General features: G+C 59.2%; 14 protein-coding genes and 1 pseudogene. 9 read left to right on the top strand and 6 right to left on the bottom strand.

Features of this window, described 5'->3' with window-relative positions; translation table 11 throughout:
- Nucleotide 1: 1 nt before the first annotated feature.
- Together NLY33_RS27240 and NLY33_RS27235 are read right to left on the bottom strand one after the other, a co-directional pair.
- The gene (locus NLY33_RS27240) at nucleotides 2-793 is read right to left on the bottom strand and encodes an ABC transporter permease (protein ID WP_023705490.1); all 792 of its coding nucleotides are present in this window, start codon (nucleotides 791-793) and stop codon (nucleotides 2-4) included.
- Nucleotides 794-1,631: 838 nt separating this feature from the next.
- Nucleotides 1,632-2,555: a class I SAM-dependent methyltransferase gene (locus NLY33_RS27235; RefSeq protein WP_023705488.1), complete on the bottom strand. Its 924-nt coding sequence runs from the start codon at nucleotides 2,553-2,555 to the stop codon at nucleotides 1,632-1,634.
- Between the two features lie 150 nt (nucleotides 2,556-2,705).
- Here NLY33_RS27235 and NLY33_RS27230 point away from each other — a divergent pair, with 150 nt between their 5' ends.
- Complete coding sequence (locus tag NLY33_RS27230; protein WP_023708419.1) at nucleotides 2,706-3,464, top strand: TylF/MycF/NovP-related O-methyltransferase; 759 nt, start codon at nucleotides 2,706-2,708, stop codon at nucleotides 3,462-3,464.
- A 14-nt stretch (nucleotides 3,465-3,478) separates the two neighbouring features.
- Nucleotides 3,479-6,157, top strand: a complete 2,679-nt coding sequence (locus tag NLY33_RS27225) for a class I SAM-dependent methyltransferase (protein ID WP_084013503.1) — start codon at nucleotides 3,479-3,481, stop codon at nucleotides 6,155-6,157.
- Nucleotides 6,158-6,339: 182 nt separating this feature from the next.
- Here NLY33_RS27225 and NLY33_RS27220 read toward each other — a convergent pair whose 3' ends face one another.
- Complete coding sequence (locus NLY33_RS27220; RefSeq protein WP_245261128.1) at nucleotides 6,340-6,669, bottom strand: hypothetical protein; 330 nt, start codon at nucleotides 6,667-6,669, stop codon at nucleotides 6,340-6,342.
- Nucleotides 6,630-7,211, bottom strand: coding sequence for a hypothetical protein (locus NLY33_RS27215; protein WP_245261129.1), 582 nt, complete (start codon nucleotides 7,209-7,211; stop codon nucleotides 6,630-6,632). Before NLY33_RS27215 ends, NLY33_RS27220 begins: the two co-directional genes overlap by 40 nt.
- A 261-nt stretch (nucleotides 7,212-7,472) precedes the next feature.
- Here NLY33_RS27215 and NLY33_RS27210 point away from each other — a divergent pair, with 261 nt between their 5' ends.
- The 5 genes and pseudogenes from NLY33_RS27210 (at nucleotide 7,473) to NLY33_RS27190 (ending at nucleotide 12,374) form a co-directional block, all read left to right on the top strand.
- A complete protein-coding gene (locus NLY33_RS27210; RefSeq protein ID WP_023705484.1) occupies nucleotides 7,473-7,637 on the top strand; it encodes a hypothetical protein in 165 nt (54 codons plus the stop codon).
- Nucleotides 7,638-7,807: 170 nt separating this feature from the next.
- Complete coding sequence (locus NLY33_RS27205; RefSeq protein WP_023709659.1) at nucleotides 7,808-8,563, top strand: hypothetical protein; 756 nt, start codon at nucleotides 7,808-7,810, stop codon at nucleotides 8,561-8,563.
- 193 nt (nucleotides 8,564-8,756) lie between these two features.
- Nucleotides 8,757-10,744, top strand: a pseudogene (locus tag NLY33_RS27200) (SDR family NAD(P)-dependent oxidoreductase).
- Nucleotides 10,745-10,884: 140 nt separating this feature from the next.
- A complete protein-coding gene (locus tag NLY33_RS27195) occupies nucleotides 10,885-11,817 on the top strand; it encodes a glycosyltransferase family 2 protein (RefSeq protein WP_023705481.1) in 933 nt (310 codons plus the stop codon).
- A gap of 17 nt (nucleotides 11,818-11,834) precedes the next feature.
- Complete coding sequence (locus tag NLY33_RS27190) at nucleotides 11,835-12,374, top strand: sugar transferase (RefSeq protein ID WP_023705480.1); 540 nt, start codon at nucleotides 11,835-11,837, stop codon at nucleotides 12,372-12,374.
- Here the strand turns inward: NLY33_RS27190 and NLY33_RS27185 are convergent.
- Entirely contained in the window at nucleotides 12,365-13,315 is a 951-nt protein-coding gene (locus tag NLY33_RS27185) for an NAD-dependent epimerase/dehydratase family protein (protein ID WP_023705479.1), read from the bottom strand. The two genes, NLY33_RS27190 and NLY33_RS27185, sit on opposite strands and share 10 nt — an antisense overlap.
- Nucleotides 13,312-14,412 (bottom strand): O-antigen ligase family protein, encoded by a 1,101-nt coding sequence (locus NLY33_RS27180; protein ID WP_245261130.1) that lies wholly within the window; start codon nucleotides 14,410-14,412, stop codon nucleotides 13,312-13,314. Before NLY33_RS27180 ends, NLY33_RS27185 begins: the two co-directional genes overlap by 4 nt.
- Between NLY33_RS27180 and NLY33_RS27175 the strand changes: the two genes are divergently transcribed.
- Both NLY33_RS27175 and cysD read left to right on the top strand, forming a co-directional pair.
- A complete protein-coding gene (locus tag NLY33_RS27175) occupies nucleotides 14,390-14,938 on the top strand; it encodes a hypothetical protein (protein ID WP_245261131.1) in 549 nt (182 codons plus the stop codon). The two genes, NLY33_RS27180 and NLY33_RS27175, sit on opposite strands and share 23 nt — an antisense overlap.
- 73 nt (nucleotides 14,939-15,011) lie before the next feature.
- On the top strand, nucleotides 15,012-15,917 hold the full coding sequence (gene cysD / locus NLY33_RS27170) for a sulfate adenylyltransferase subunit CysD (protein ID WP_023705476.1): 906 nt from the start codon (nucleotides 15,012-15,014) through the stop codon (nucleotides 15,915-15,917).
- Nucleotide 15,918 lies beyond the last annotated feature (1 nt).

Genomic DNA, 15,918 nt, shown 5'->3' with positions numbered 1-15,918 from the left:
CTCAGATGATGAAGACGACTTGCTTGCGATAACGACCAAGCAGTAGCAATGCAATCATCCATGTAGCCAATGACACGATGATCGTTACCGTGAAAGCATGGGTGGGAAACTCTCCAGTCATGATCGGCAAACGGACGATCTCCAGAAAATAGGTGAACGGATTCCATTCGTAGGCGTATGTTTGGACGGGGTCTTGACCGTTGTACACCCAGAAAACAGGCGTGAAGAACATGCCGACCCGTAGCAAATTACCAACAATGAACTGGCTGTCGGGAAAGAAAGCTCCAAGAAACGCGAAGACGGTGATAAGAGCAGGCGTGGCGAACAAGATCAGGAGCAATCCTGCCAGTGACCACAGCCATGGAGTGCCGATCGGGGAGCCGCTCAAGACGAGAATGAACACGCAACCCGCGATCGCATAGCCTGCTCTGATGACAGACTGCAATGCCAATCGCATCACATACACGAACAAAGGCAGCGTCGTGCCTTCGATGAAGCTCTCTTCGCGTTGAAAGAGCGCCACGCTCGTGGACATTACTTCCATCAGATAGAACCATACCAGAAGGCCTATCGCGACATACGCGGAATAACCGGCGGCATCCTTGCCGACAGGCTGGAACACGAAAACGAACGTGCCCACGAAAGCGACGTAGTTGACCAGAAGCCAAAGCGGGCCGAGCGTCGTGCGCCTGTGCTGATCGCCGATGTCCTCATGGGCAAGGGCGATCCAGACCCTGTGCAACTTCATAGCCTTGCTGATGTCGTCGACGGCGCCGTTAAATACTGCAATCATCGCTGATGGTATCGCATTTTCTGTTTCTGGGCTTCATGGCTTTCCCATGGCTGTAATGGAGCCGCCAAGGATCTCTTCACACTGATTGCGACACACATATGGCAACGCGCTGCGTCGTAGTGAAGCTGCCATCGATTCGCAAAGCGAACATTCGGGATATGCAGTACGATCTCCCGTTCATTGCCAACCAGGCGGAGTTCGCCGCCGATCCAAAGTACATCACGATGTCGGGTCCGCGGTCGCTCATCCGACGAGAGTCGCAGACTGCGGGGGCAAATCGAGGAACTGGTTGATGACACATGCTTGAGGCCCACCGTTGCAGAAAGCCAGGCGCTGGTCAGCGCGCTGCGCGTCCCTATCAGGCATTCGCAATCCGTTTGACCTGCCGGACGGCAGGGGAAAAGTGCCACTCGGTCTGTCCAATGTCGAGGCTGAGGACTGGCAGACCTGCCGGTTTCCGAGGATGACGAAGGGCCCAGGGCCTACACCGAGATCGTTCGCGAATAGGGCTAAGGGTTGTTCGCGTGCAATAATGGATGACAGGCGCGATGCTGTTCGCCTCATGCGGCCGGCGTTTCCTGGTTGCCGCTCCACAAGTGTGCAGGGCTCGACGGCATCCACACCAGCAGCGGCGGTTATACCTGACATGTCGGGCGCACGGGGGGCTGGGGGTACGGGCGGAAAGGTTGCTTGTAACCTGTGCTGACTTTTCCGGCTTGGCGCTCCATCGTACACAGTGGGATGGATCGGAGCGGTACGTGCGGCGTTTCAATAATTTCGTCCATAGACACCCCGGCAAGTTGCTTCATCGTCGGCTCCAACAGCGCTCATCGCGACTTTAACTTGCGAAGCGACGTTTGATGCGATCGACCACCGCTCGTACTGGGGCGGATGCGCGCCAGGTCGTGCTGGACGTCATGGCGGCGACACGGGCTTCCGCGTCGCGGCTCGCCTTTTGCATGCGCTCAATCTCCTTGACCAGCTGCGAATTGTCCGAGCGCAGGCCCTCCAATTCGGCATGGATTTTGGGCGAGTGCACCTTGGCTATGTGAGACCATAGCTGCCGTTGCGATAGGTCCAGGAAAGTCTTGCGGTCCAATGCGTGAGGCTGGAGCCGATCCCGGACTGCAGACGCGAGCCTGCCGAGGCCAAGTACGGCCACGGTGTCAGGAAGGAATACCGTCTCGTGCGTGATGCCGAGATGGTCGAGAAAGCGCTCCGCATTGAGAATCGCGTCCGCGATCAGGTTGGCGTCGTGGAAGGCAACGACACAGTCCTGCTCCATGAGCGGCAAAACGCCGACAAAGTCCGAAAAACAGGCCGTGTCCGTGTGCTCTCCGTCGATCAGAGCGAGCGTAGCCCTGGGATCGACCGCCTCGGGACTTACGTCGGAGACGTCGCTGTCAATCGTGGTAAGTTTGGCCATTGCGGCGGGAGGAATCCAATCCGACAGCACGGCGATCATTCGGGCCGCTGAGTTTTCAGGGTAGTGAAAAACCTGTGAACGTTCGTCAGGCTGCGCCGTGGGCCGCGCATCAACCGATATCGCTGCCTCGCAGGCCGGATCAATCAGGTGCGGGAAGAGGCTTCCGCCGATATGCGAGCCGACCTCAAGGTACACATAGTGGCCGAATACCGATCGAGCGAAGTTCTGGACACGAAGGAAACTCTTGCGGTCACTGAGGGTGCTCTCGGTCTTGACCTGGAAAACGGCAATATCCAGCGTCTCGATCATGCCCATCGCTTGTTCGGCGGTTGGCATTGGGGTGGCTCCTTGGGCAATTGGTTGCGACTTGCTTGCGCGGCACTTTGGAAAGGCCGTCGCGAATTGATGGTCGTTCCGTTGCACTTTGGCCGGATATCCGCAACAGCTTATTTCGATATGGAATCGTGATGTACTGAAAGGTCGATTGTGAACCGCCTCTATACAGATCTCCTGATCAAGATCATTGCCAATACCATCTACGGCTCCGGTTCGCAGGTGATTGATCCGACGAAAGTCGGAGAGGCGACGCCCTTCAATCGCGAGGATCGCCTCCTGGGTCGCGATTGGCCGGCGATTGCTCATTCTATGGCGGGTGTGAAACGTTTGGCGAATGTGCGTGACCTCGTCCAGCGAGCCATTGATGAGAACGTGCCTGGGGATTTCATTGAGACTGGCGTCTGGCGTGGTGGCTGCTGCATCCTCATGAGGGGAGTGCTGGCCGCCAATGAGGTCAAGGACAGGAAGGTTTACGTAGCCGACTCATTCGACGGTTTGCCACCGCCAGACGCCGAGAATTTTCCAGCTGACCGGGGAGGCAGGCTGCACGAATATCGCCAGTTGGCGATTGATCAGGCACAGGTTGAATCCAACTTTGCCGCCTACGACCTTTTGGATGACCAGGTGATCTTCGTCAAAGGCCTGTTCGGTGAGACCTTGCCCAGCCTGAGGGCCGGTCCATTCGCCCTGATCCGGCTGGACGGCGATATGTATGAGTCGACGACGGACAGCCTTGAAGCGCTTTATCCGAGGCTGTCGCCCGGCGGTTTCGCGATCATAGATGACCTTGCGGTTCCGCCATGCCGGCAGGCAGTCGAGGATTACCGCGCTCGTAACCGCATCAAAGCGGAAATCCATGAGATAGACTGGACCGGCGGTTGGTGGCAGAAGCCTATTGCCGGCAACTGACCCACGGAAGCGCTATGAAACAGAACTACGTGTCCGTCGTTGTTGTCGCTTACGACATCGCCCGAGAACTGCCCCGAACCTTGCTTTCGCTCGCATCGCGCTATCAGCAACGCGTGACGACGGACGACTACGAGGTCATTGTCGTCGACAACGGATCATCACCTGCGGTTGGTGGGAGCCTGGTCGCGGAATATGGGCCGAACTTTCGCCTGCTGCGCATCGATGACGCGTCACCCTCGCCTGCGGCTGCCGTCAACCTCGGGATAAAGGAGGCGAGGGGAGACAAGATCGGCGTGATGATCGACGGCGCACGGATGGCGACGCCCGGGTTGGTGCATTTCGCTCGCATCGGGTTGGACATGGCTCCGACAGCAGTCGTGGCCGCGCCTGGCTGGTATCTTGGAAGCGACATCCAGGGGAACGCGTCCGGGAATGGCTATACCCGGGCCATCGAGGATTCGCTTTTGCGATCGATCAGATGGCCAGAAGATGGGTATCGATTGTTCGAGATCGGGACGATGGATGAGTCGTCGGTCGATCCGTGGTTCTCGCCGATAGCCGAAGCGAATGTCCTCTTCATGAGCCGGAAGGGTTGGCAGGCGATCGGCGGCATGGATGAGCGCTTCAGCTGTCCGGGCGGCGGCCTGGTCAACCTCGATACGCTCGAACGTGCGATGACGCTGTCGCAAGCACAGCTCATCCTCACTCTGGGAGAGGCTACATTTCACCAACTGCATGGCGGGGTGTCCACCAACGCAAGCGTCGACCAGCAGCGCAAGAACTGGATCGTCTGGAAGGCTGAAAGGGATGCGTTGAGGGGGGCAGGCGAGTTTACCCTTCACACCCCCTCGGCATTCGTGGGTTCGCTGCCTTCATCGCTTCTGCCGCACCTTGCCCGGGCGACAATTGCAAACCCATTCAGGGTCGCTCCAGCCACCGCCGCAGGCTTCAGGGCGCATTTGAGGCCGCCAGAAGAACGCGTGCCGGCGAACCAGACAGCGGCGACGCTGGTCGAGTTGGCCAAGGGTCAGTTTCAGTCGGGGCACTATCAGACGGCGGCAGACATCCTTCGCATGGCAAGCACGCATGCACCCGCCGAGCTTGCTGCGTCGCGACTTCTTTCTTCTGCCGGCATTCTTGCCCGACACGATCCAGTTCGAAACGCCGCCTATTTTACTGGGATCGGTGATGCGTACTTTGCCATCGGCGACAACGAAAGGGCTGAAGTCCAATACCGCAAAGCATTGGACCTCAACCCGGATACTGTGGGGGCCCATGTCGGCCTGGCCAGCACACGGATGGCCGGGCCTTTCTATTACGACTGGCTGGAGCGTCTTTACTCGGAGCTGGAACCCACTGTCGTGGTAGAGATAGGCGTCTGTGACGGCGTATCGCTCTCCAAGATCAAGCCTCCGGCTCTTGCAATCGGGATCGATCCCAATCCACGCGCCACGATGGCACTCAGCGCAGAAACGCACATTTTTCCAGAGACGAGTGACACCTTTTTTGATCGCGGCGGAGCGGATGCATTGCTAGCCGGCCGCCCGTTGGGTGTAGGGTTCATTGACGGTCTTCACACGTTCGACCAGGCATTGCGCGATTTTGCGAACCTCGAACACTACTGCGACCCTGGCTCGGTTTTGCTCGTGCACGACACTGTTCCCCTGGACGACACGACGCAAAAGGTTCCGCCGACAACGCAATTCCACACCGGCGATGTCTGGAAAATGGTTCCGGCGCTCAAGGCGCTTCGCCCTGATCTCGACGTGTTTACCATTGCAACGCCTTGGACCGGGCTCACCGTGGTATCCGGCTTTGGCAAGCTTAGATACGATCCTTCGTGGATTGTCCAAGCGGGAGAACGCTTTGCAAACATGGAATACACCGAGATCGCGGCAAATCTTGGGGAAGCGCTTTGCCTGGTTGCAAACGAATGGGAGCCGGTGTTTGCGCGGCTCAGGACCAACCTCGTCCATAAAAGGAGGAGACAGCCACAATCAGAGCAACTGGCGGTGGCAAAGTCCGACGCCAAGGAGGCTACGATGGGCGGGTTCTTGCATCAGTACTTTTTGAACAACAGCGGCAAAGAGATCTACAAATGGCTGCACTATTTCGACGTTTACGAACGTCACTTCGAAAGGTTCAGAAATCGAAGGCCGGTCGTCGTTGAAGTCGGCGTCTATAAGGGAGGATCACTCGAGATGTGGCGAGCCTATTTCGGCGAGGGCGCGCGAATTGTTGGAATCGATATCGATCCTGCATGCAAGGCGCACGAGTCCGGAGGCGTGGAGGTCTTCGTTGGAAGCCAGGATGACGCTCAACTCCTCGATCGGATCGTCGAGAAGTATGGTTCCATCGACATCGTCATCGATGACGGCAGTCACATGATGGATCATGTCATCGCGACATTTGAGCATCTCTACCATCATGTGCAGCCGAACGGCGTTTACTTGGTCGAGGACACGCATACGAGCTATTGGGAGGACTATGGTGGCGGGCTCCGCAGGCCCGGGTCGTTCATGGAATTTGCCAAGGGAAAGCTCGACGAAATCAACGCTCATCACGCGCGCGGCGCAATGCCGGCGAACGCCTTCACCCATGCAACAGACTCGATCTGTGTCTATGACAGTATTGTCGTCTTTGAAAAACGGCCGCAGGGCAAACGTCAGTCTCTCATGACAGGACAGGGGTAGGTCGAGTTCCGGCCATGCTGGTGTTCCCTCGGTTCTCACGTCGCCACGCCAATTTATCGATTCTGGCTTCGCGTTTTCGAGGGTCACTTCCCGAGAGCGCAAGGTTAGAACTTCTCATACCACCGCCGAAGCCGCCAGTCCTCTGCTGATCGCCCAGATGAAGCGTTCGCGCGCGACCAAATTCAATCTCTCCTGCGAGCCCAAAGAAGGATTTTTCGGATGAACAGAGGGATCATGCGGTTGTAGAATCGCTTTATCTCGGTCACAAAATTTGCCAGGACTGAAACTTCTTTGTCAATTGCGCGCAGCATGGTTTGGCTGGTTTCAGCGATGGCAGCGCGCGAATTGGATTCGCCGAGCATGATCTGGCGACTTTTGGCAATTTCAAGTTCGATCGACCCGACCTGCTCGCCCAGTTTCGTTAAAGAGGCGGCATTACCCTTCAGAATTTCGGTATTTGATTGCAACATCATCAGAAGCGCAGTTGGCTCTGGCGAATCTGGGCCATCCATGCAGCTCCTTTACAATGTGAAACCATCGCCTGCGCTGATGCTAAGATACCAATCTCTTCAATCCAAGAGGCGGTCGCGAGGAATCGCGCGTCAAAGTTCGGTGCCTCGTCGGTTTGCATGGCCTGACTATAGATTCGAAGATGTTCCTCTACGAAATGCGCATCTCCCGCCACCCTTCGAAAATACGCAGAAACCGCTGCGGCATGGCCTGCATCGAATCTGGAGATCGCATCCATTAGATTCTCGACTGTCATGGGTTTGGCCAAAACACCGACGCCAAGATTCATTCGGCGCCACGCCTGCATGTTTGCGGTGTTGAGCAACCCCGCAAAGCCGCGTGCGTCGCAGACGACAACGGCACATCCCACTGCCGCCGCCTCGATTGCCATGCGGGCGGTCGCAAACACGATATCATAGCCAAGCAAATCCTGTTCGAGCTGATGCGAAAATCGGCCTGTGGCAGGCCCCAGTCCATCTAGCTCGATGCCATTTTTGGCGCAGGCCTGACGAACCGCCGCTTGGTGATCGAAGTTCTTCGTCAACAACAGCCCTCTTGCGGGCCGCGCAGGCAGTTGCGGGCGTTGTTTGAAGCGATTGAGATCAACCGCATTGTAGACGAGGCTTAGTTGGTCAGCGGGAATCCCCCTCGAAAGGCACTTAAGCCTACACGCTTCGTCTACGGCTATCCAATGGCGTATTTGAGGATGAAGAATAGGTGCTTCGACCTCATAGAAGGTACTTGTGGCATGAAAATACGGCAGGCACGTCCGGAAACCTGTCAGACAGCGTGTCAGGTGTTGGGCATGGACTACATCGGGCTTTTCGACGATTTCGGCAATCCGGTCTACAACATGATGCCCCCGCTGGCGCATTCTAAATGCCATATCGCCAAGAGTTGGGGCCAGCAGCATGGTATGATGCCCGCCACTGCGGAGCCCGTCAGCAAGCAATTCAACAACCGCTTCTGACCCGCTATTGCGGGATAGGGACAGATTGGTGATAAGAACCCGCAACGGCGTTCCTTGCTTGTTTCGCAACGTGCCTGCAAACGAGCGACAGGCACAAGAGCTATTGGAAGCGTCTTAGTTTGAAGCCGTTTTCCAAACAAGCTCTGCAAAATCTCGGAGGGAGCCATTGATTGTCTGAAAAGCTGGAAAATGTCTTGGTTCTCGCCCATCCGGGACATGAACTCAGGGTTTACCATTGGCTCGAGTGCGCACAACCCAGAGTCTACCTTCTGACAGACGGATCGGGCGGTCGCCAAACGGCGCGTACGCAGTACTCGCGCCACCTTGTGAAAGCTGCGGGCGCGACGCCGGGCGCAGTATTCGGCGATATTCCCGATGCCGTCTGGTACGAAGCTCTGCTGGCTGGAGAAACTGACTTCTTTGTTGATGTGCTGACGAAAATCGCCACCGATTTGGCAGGCGCGAAAAACGTTCAATTCGTGTCGGACGCGGTCGATGGCTACAACCCGATACATGACCTAGCCTATGCCTATGGACAGGCTCTCGCCGGAGCGCTGAAAAGGACAGCGAAAGTGGCACAGCACCTTTGCTCCGCAGCGGTTCCAAACGTGGCGGGACCTATTGGACTGGAAATTCAACTCGACCACGCTGCCCGAGCGAGAAAAATGGCCGCCGTCGAGAGCTATTCCCCGCTCGCCGATGAGGCCCATAGAATAGTCGAACGGGACCCCCAATGTTTCGACAGGGAACGTCTCATTTCCCAGCATTTTGATTGGGAGGGCTCATGGGCACCAGAATGGGAAGTGATTGGCAAAGAGCGGGTCGCCGCTGGCATCTACCGCAGATGCATTACTTATAAGGACAATGTACAGCCTATTGCCAAGCGCCTGAAGTTTGAAGGTACTCGCATCTTGCACGCGGGATGATCTAGCCGGAAGCAGCGCCTTAACCACACGCACATCCAAAAAACCGCTGGCGATGCCCTCAACTCCGCGCTATGCGATACAGGGCGGCGGGCGGAGGATTTGGCACATTAAGACACGTGGTCGGTGACGGATGACAGTCAATCTGGCGCCACTTTATGCATAAGTCCTTGCGCCTGGAGTTCAGTACCACCCAATGACATCCTATGTAGAGGTCGTGTCCGGACTTCGGCCGAAGATGCGGCGCGCCATTATAATGATCCAGGACCTGGTCATGGTCCTGGTCGCGGTGGCGCTGAGTCTGGGGCTTTCGCAGTCGAGACTTTCATTCGACGCGCTCTCCACGGCCGGCCTGGCGTGCTGGGCAAGTATTGTTTTTCTCAGCCATATGCTGTTTCGCTATTGCGGCCTCTACAACACCGTGTGGCGTTTCGCCTCCACGCCGGACTTCTTCAACATCCTGAAGAGCTGCGCCATCCTGACCGTCACGCTCTATGTCGTCTCGCTGGCGGTTCGATCGTTTCAGCCGGTGACCGGCCTCAACGAGCGCCAGTTCATCGTCTTTTTCCTCGTCTCCTTCACCATCATATCGGCGCCTCGGCTCTATTACCGGTTCCTGCGCGACGGGGCGAGCTGGCGGATCCTGAGCCGCAACGCAAACAATGTGGCGATCAAGCAGGCGCTGTTCGTCGGCAGGCTCGGCGAAGCAGACGTCATAATCCGGTTCACGCGCACGGCAGAGCCGGCCGAATATTCCATCGCCGGGATCATGGCCATCGAGAACGGCGCGCCTTTGGGCACGCAGATCCACGGCGTTCCGGTGGTGGCCGTGCGCCCCCGCCTGGTCGAGGTCCTCGAAGAATATGCAAGAGGCACCAAAAGCCTCGACATGCTGATTTTCGGCAAAGGCGCCGAGCGCGAGATCGAAGAATTTTCGGAACTGGTTCGCATCGCCCGTCATAGCGGCATCGCCGTCGTCCAGTTCTCCGGCGTCTCGGAGCTCGGGCAGCGCGGAAAGCTGGTTCTCGATGCCGTCGAGATGGAAACCATCCTGCGCCGCTCAACGGTTCCATCCGACATTGAGCGCATTGGCGGCTTCCTCAACGGCAAGCGCGTCCTGGTCACCGGCGGCGCCGGCTCAATCGGTCGCATCCTGGTCAAGCGGTCGCTGGAACTTGGCGCCGAGGCGGTTCTGGTCGCCGATATCTCGGAGTTCGGTATTTTCCAGCTCGACCAGCAGGTTGACGAAAAGGACCATGTCCGGCTCAAGAGCCGCATCGTCGATGTCACAGACCGGCGCCAGATCACCCGCGTCGTCAGCGATTTCAAGCCCGACATCATCTTCCATGCCGCCGCGCTCAAACATGTGCCGCTGCTCGAGGAAAATTGGGAATCGGCGATCCAGACCAACATTTTGGGCACCCTCGTCTGCGCCGAGGTTGCCGCCAAATGCGGGGTGCCGCAGTTCCTGCTGATTTCCAGCGACAAGGCGGTCGATCCGACCTCGGTGCTCGGCATGACGAAACGCGCCGCCGAGCAGATCGTCTCTTCGCTGCACGAAACGCACGCCACCGGGCCTAGCGGCCGTCGCTCCGGCACCAAGTTCATCGCCGTGCGGTTCGGCAATGTCTTCGGCTCCAATGGCTCGGTCGCCACCATCTTCCAGGCGCAGATCGAGGCCGGCGGTCCGGTCACCATCACCGATCGCCGCATGACCCGCTACTTCATGACGGTGGCCGAAGCCGTCGACCTCGTCATCATGTCGGCGGCCGACGCCGAGCGGCGCCAGGGCAAGGACGACTACGCCATCTACATGCTCGACATGGGCAAGCCGGTGCCGATCCTCGAAGTCGCTGAAACCATGATCCGCATGGCCGGCAAAAGCCCCTACACCGACATTCCGATCCGTTTCACCGGGATCAGGCCGGGCGAGAAGCTTCACGAGGTGCTGCATGGCGGCAATGAGGAGATCGTCGCGCTGGATATCCCAAGATCTTCGGCCTCAGAACCGATGTCGTGGGATGGCCCAAGGTCCAGGCGGCGCTGACATCGCTGCAGGCGGCCATGCGCGATCAGGACAAGGCCTCGGCGCTCGCCGTCATGGCCGCCCTCTATCAGGCGGAAGAGCCTCCAAGTGACGCACGCCGGGAAACCGTTGCGAAAACAGTCGGGCAAGCTGGTTAGAGCAATTCCAGGAAAAAGTGTGGAGCGGTTTTCCCGTCCGGGATTGCGTCAAAACAAAGAGCCTGTCCTGATCGACCGGGATTGGCTATTGAAACCGATCCGATGGCCGTTCCCAGGCGTTTGCAGATGATTTTGAACCAGTGAGCAGACAAGATCAGCGCGTGGCCGTGCTGCTGGGCACGAAAGATGGCGCGGCTTTCCTTGACGAGCAGCTCGCGTCGCTGGCTGCGCAATCGCATCCTGTTGTCGACCTCTGGGTTTCCGACGACGGTTCGACAGACGGCACTTCGGCCATTATCGGCGCCTGGCAGAGCCGCTGGTCCAAGGGCCGGTTGACCCTGTCGAATGGTCCTCGCCAGGGCTTTGCCGCCAATTTCCGCGCGATGATCATCGATCCGCGCATCGAGGCCGACTACTACGCCTTCTGCGACCAGGATGACATCTGGGAGCCGGATAGGTTGGAGAGCGCTATTGCCTGGATGCAAGGGCACGATGCCGCAACGCCGCTGCTGTTTTGCTCCAGGACCGCGACCATGTCCGAAACCGGAGCGGCGCAAGGGTATTCGCCGCTGTTCCAGCATCCACCCGCATTTCGCAATGCGCTTGTGCAAAGCATTGCCGGCGGCAACACGATGATGATCAACCGCGCCGCGCGAAAGTTGCTGGCAAAGGCATCGGCAAGGACCGAGTTCGTCAGCCATGACTGGTGGACCTATCTGATCGTCACGGCTGCCGGCGGCATTGTTCGCTATGACCCGCGACCGCTGGTGCGCTACCGCCAGCATGAGGCAAACCTGGTCGGCGCCAACGTGTCGTGGAAGGCGAGGCTGTCGCGGCTGGGGCGCCTCTTCAGGGGCGAGTTCGCCGTCTGGACCGATCACAATCTGAGTGGCCTGGCGGTCAATCGCGACATCCTCTCGAGGGATGCCGCCGCCTGTCTCGGCCTGTTCATCAGGGCACGAAAGGGCGGTATCTTGCGACGCCTGCGCCTTCTCAGAAAAAGCGGCGTCTACCGGCAGACGCTGGCTGGGACGCTTGGGCTCTATCTGGCCTTCATCTGGCGGCGGATCTAGAGCATGCAGACACGGCCATGAGGGAACCCAAGCGAGCTTTCGACCTGGCGGTGGCGGCGCTGCTGCTGCCACTGGCCTCGCCTTTCATCCTGCTTGCCATGCTGGCAATCAGGACGACGTCGCCTGGACCGGCACTCTTCTCTCAAACCCGTGTCGGCCAGCACGGGGTGCCGTTTGCCTGCCACAAGCTGCGCACGATGGTTGTGGGAACGCCGTCTCTGCCCTCGCATCAGGCGCCGGCAATTTCCGTCACTGCCGTCGGCAAGGTGCTGCGGAAATTCAAGATCGACGAGCTGCCGCAGCTCTGGAACGTGCTCAAGGGCGAGATGAGCCTGGTCGGACCGCGGCCGTGCCTGCCCACGCAGACGGAATTGGTCGAACGCCGCAGGCAATTGGGTGTGCTTGCGGCGCTTCCGGGCATTACCGGGCTCGCGCAGATGAAAGGCATCGACATGTCCGACCCAAAGCTCTGCGCCGAAACCGATGCCGAGTATTTAAAGTCGGCATCGGTGGGCCTCGATGTCCGCATTCTCATAGGCACGATTTTCTACCGCTGAACGGCACCCGATTTGTAGCGGCGTGCGAGCTCGGTCAGCTGTTCGAGCGAATCGGTCTGTGGCGCCCAGCCTTCGGATACCAGCACGGACGGATCGCAAATTTGGGTCGCGGTCATCGCCTCCCATGCCGTGCGTTTGCCGATCAAGGTCAGTGCTGTCCGCACCAGGCCGCCGGGCACTCTGGACAGCTTCAACGAGTAGCCATAACCGTCCCGGAAGGCCATGATGATGGATGAGACCGGGAGGGGCGGGAGGTCGCAGGCGACGTAGGCCCGGCGAACCGACTGCGGACGGCTGAACAGATAAACAGCGGTTCGCGCCGCACTCTCGCATGACATCAATGATCGGAGGCCGCTGAAGGTCGCCGCCGGCAGCGACAAGGCTATAGGCATGCCGCTCAGCCGCATCAGGTACGCCAGGTTTCCCTTCATGCCTTCGCCATAGACCGGCGGCAGGCGCAACGTCGTGGCGTCGGAGGGCCTGGAGGCATAGGCTTCGAGCATCCTGATCTCGCCTTCGCGTTTCGAGCGCCCATAGGCGCATTGCGGGGCTGCTGGCGTCGCTTCACTGATGGTTCCGCTGAAACCGGGACCGGCCACCGCCCGGATCGATGACAGATAGACGAAGCGCCCGCTTGTCCGCCAGGCGGCCGCGCGCGCCAGCTGGGCGGTCAGTGTCGCGTTGGCGGCCATGAAGTCGGCTTCGCTCGCCTTGCGGTCATTGTTGAGCGCCGCACAGTGGACGACATGGGTGACATCTCGCATCAGCGCCTGGAATGCCTGGGCCGGCGCGTCGAAGTCCGGCAACAAAACCGCATCGCTCACGGGATCGAGCCGTTCCGGGTGGCGCGATGCCATGCGCACCCCGAACCCGGCTTCGCGAAGCTGGTTGACCACCTGCCTGCCGATGAAACCCGTCGCGCCTGTGACCAGCACTTTCACGGCCGGCTTGCCTGGGGCGCCGGGGCCGGTTGTTCCGGCAGCATTTGTTGCCGGCCCGATGCAAGATAGGTCCCGGACACCAGAAACACCATCAGTGTGGCATCGAGGATGTCGTGGCCGACCAGGATGCCGGTCAGGCCGCCGATGAGATAGGTGATCGCAGTGACGACAATCATCGTGGCGCCGAACCGCTCGATCGCGTCCGCGCTGGTGCGCAGCACGATGGCCGCGTTTCTCGCGGCAACGACGAACACAGCCGCGAGCGTTACGGCTCCAAGCAGGCCGGCCTCCACCAATGCGGTCAGGAAGCCATTGTGGAAATGGCTGAAGCCCGTCGACGGCATGTTGAACTGATTGTGGAACCCATCCTTTATCAGCTCGCGGCTTGCGGCAATGCCGTGGCCGAAAATCGGCATGTCGTGGAAGGCGCTCAGGCCAATCTGCCAAAGTGCGGCGCGCAAGCCGAGCGCGGTCGTGTGGTCGCCCTTCGTGGCGAGCGCATCCCAGTCGCTGAACAGGAAGGCCGCGCGCTCGGAAATGATGGGGAGACCGATGACAGCGATGACGATGCCGGTCGCCCCCGCAATCAGCAAAAGCCGAATGGCGTTTCTGTTGTTGAGCTTGCGACGGTTGATCAGCAGGACCGCGATGCCGGCCACCAGCATCGCCAGCCAGATTATCCGAGATCCCGAATAGACAATGGCGACCGCGCCGGCCAGTGTCGCGCAGGCCAGCAACGTCCTGTTCTTTTCTACACCCGATAAAGCGCCTGCCAGGCACATCATCATGCTGAGGCAGGCGACGGTCGCGAACACGATCGGATTGCCGGCGCCGCCTTCGGCCCGTATGCCCAGCCCGTGATATTGCACGACCGCCAGCAGCACGGCGCCAAAACAGGCGGCGGCGCTCGCCAGCACGACGATGCGCGTCAGCGTGGTTTTCTCGGTAATGCTCCAGGTCGCGTATGAGACAGGGAAAAACAGGAAGGTGATCAGCCCTGCCAGATGCGGCGCATCCCTGGCGATCGAATTGTTGACGATGGAGGCGAGCACGCTGGCTGCGCAATAGGCATAGATGGCCACCGTCATCACGGTCATCGGCCGGTCAATGTTGAAACGCCGTCTTTTCAACGCAAGCAGAAGCACCGACCACAGGCCGCCGCCATTGAACAAAAAGCTGACCGCCGATCCCAGCACCGGCGGGAAAAAGAAGCACAGAATGGAGAAGGTGATGTTGATCCGTGACGGCGAAACGTGCTGCTTGATGGCGGAGATCGGGGTCAATGCTCTGGTTCACAATGCGCTGGGTCGCGTGGCGACGGACAATGTTTGGCGCGGCATTTGCGGCATGCCGCCCGGCGCAGGTTCAGGAGCCGGTATAGCGGCTGGGTGCGGTTTTCGAAAGTGCGACGAGGTCGGGCCGGCGTTTCTTTCGGTCCAGGCAAGATTTTTCCCGGCCTTTGAAGGCTATCGCTCCGTCGGGCAGGAATTTCCCGATTCTGGGCTTTTCATGGAAAATTCGTTGCCGATCGGTGTGGCCGCCGGCCTTTCCAGCGTTGTTATATCAGGTGGCGATCTGCTAGAACGCCGGCACGAACCGATAGTGTCCAGCAGTGAAGCTTGAACCGGGCGGCTGAAAAGGACGCCCGATCCATCTGATGCAAGGTCTGGATTGCACGAGAGAACGCTCACAGTCCATGAACATCGCGCTTACGCATCTGCAGCGGCTCGAGGCCGAGTCCATCCACATCTTCCGTGAGGTTGCGGCCTCCTTCTCCAAGCCGGTGATGCTCTATTCCGTCGGCAAGGATTCCTCCGTGCTGATGCATCTGGCGATGAAGGCCTTCTATCCGGCCAAGCCGCCTTTCCCCTTCCTGCATGTCGACACCACCTGGAAGTTCCGCGAGATGATCGCCTTTCGCGACCAGATGGCGCAGAAGCTCGGCTTCGACCTGCTGGTCCACGTCAATGAAGACGGCGTGCGCGACGGTATCAACCCCTTTGACCATGGCTCGAACACCCACACCCATGTGATGAAGACGGTGGCGTTGCGCCAGGCGCTCGACAAATACGGCTTTGACGCTGCCTTCGGCGGGGCGCGGCGCGACGAGGAGAAGTCGCGCGCCAAGGAGCGCATCTTTTCCTTCCGCAACGCCCAGCATGTCTGGGACCCGAAGAACCAGCGGCCGGAGATGTGGAAGATCTTCAACACCCGCATCGCGCCGGGCGAATCGATCCGCGTGTTTCCGCTGTCGAATTGGACCGAGCTCGATATCTGGCAGTACATTCTGCAGGAAAACATCCCGATCGTGCCGCTCTATTTCGCCAAGGAGCGGCCGGTGGTCGAACGCGACGGCATGCTGATCATGAAGGATGACGATCGCATGCAATTGCGCCCCGATGAGACGGTGGAGAACCGCCTGGTCCGTTTCCGCACGCTTGGCTGTTATCCGCTGACCGGCGCCATCGAATCCGACGCCGACACGCTCGAAGCCATCGTCGGCGAGATGCTGACGGCGCGCACCTCCGAGCGCCAGGGCCGCCTCATCGACCGCGATGAAGCCGGCTCGATGGAAAAGAAGAAGCGCGAGGGGTATTTCTGAG

Origin of the sequence: Mesorhizobium sp. C432A, assembly GCF_030323145.1 — a bacterium.
In the GTDB taxonomy this organism is placed as follows: domain Bacteria; phylum Pseudomonadota; class Alphaproteobacteria; order Rhizobiales; family Rhizobiaceae; genus Mesorhizobium.
The sequence above is the reverse complement of the archived record's forward strand: the minus strand, read 5'-3'. Positions and strand labels throughout refer to the sequence as shown.

Excerpts from the sequence above, each read along its gene's own strand:
- NLY33_RS27235 (WP_023705488.1), bottom strand. The coding sequence starts at position 2,555 with ATGCCAACCGCCGAACAAGCGATGGGCATGATCGAGACGCTGGATATT.
- NLY33_RS27225 (WP_084013503.1), top strand. The coding sequence starts at position 3,479 with ATGAAACAGAACTACGTGTCCGTCGTTGTTGTCGCTTACGACATCGCC.
- NLY33_RS27240 (WP_023705490.1), bottom strand. The coding sequence starts at position 793 with ATGATTGCAGTATTTAACGGCGCCGTCGACGACATCAGCAAGGCTATG.
- NLY33_RS27210 (WP_023705484.1), top strand. The coding sequence starts at position 7,473 with ATGGACTACATCGGGCTTTTCGACGATTTCGGCAATCCGGTCTACAAC.
- NLY33_RS27175 (WP_245261131.1), top strand. The coding sequence starts at position 14,390 with ATGGCCACCGTCATCACGGTCATCGGCCGGTCAATGTTGAAACGCCGT.
- cysD (WP_023705476.1), top strand. The coding sequence starts at position 15,012 with ATGAACATCGCGCTTACGCATCTGCAGCGGCTCGAGGCCGAGTCCATC.
- NLY33_RS27220 (WP_245261128.1), bottom strand. The coding sequence starts at position 6,669 with ATGGATGGCCCAGATTCGCCAGAGCCAACTGCGCTTCTGATGATGTTG.
- NLY33_RS27190 (WP_023705480.1), top strand. The coding sequence starts at position 11,835 with ATGAGGGAACCCAAGCGAGCTTTCGACCTGGCGGTGGCGGCGCTGCTG.
- NLY33_RS27180 (WP_245261130.1), bottom strand. The coding sequence starts at position 14,412 with ATGACCGTGATGACGGTGGCCATCTATGCCTATTGCGCAGCCAGCGTG.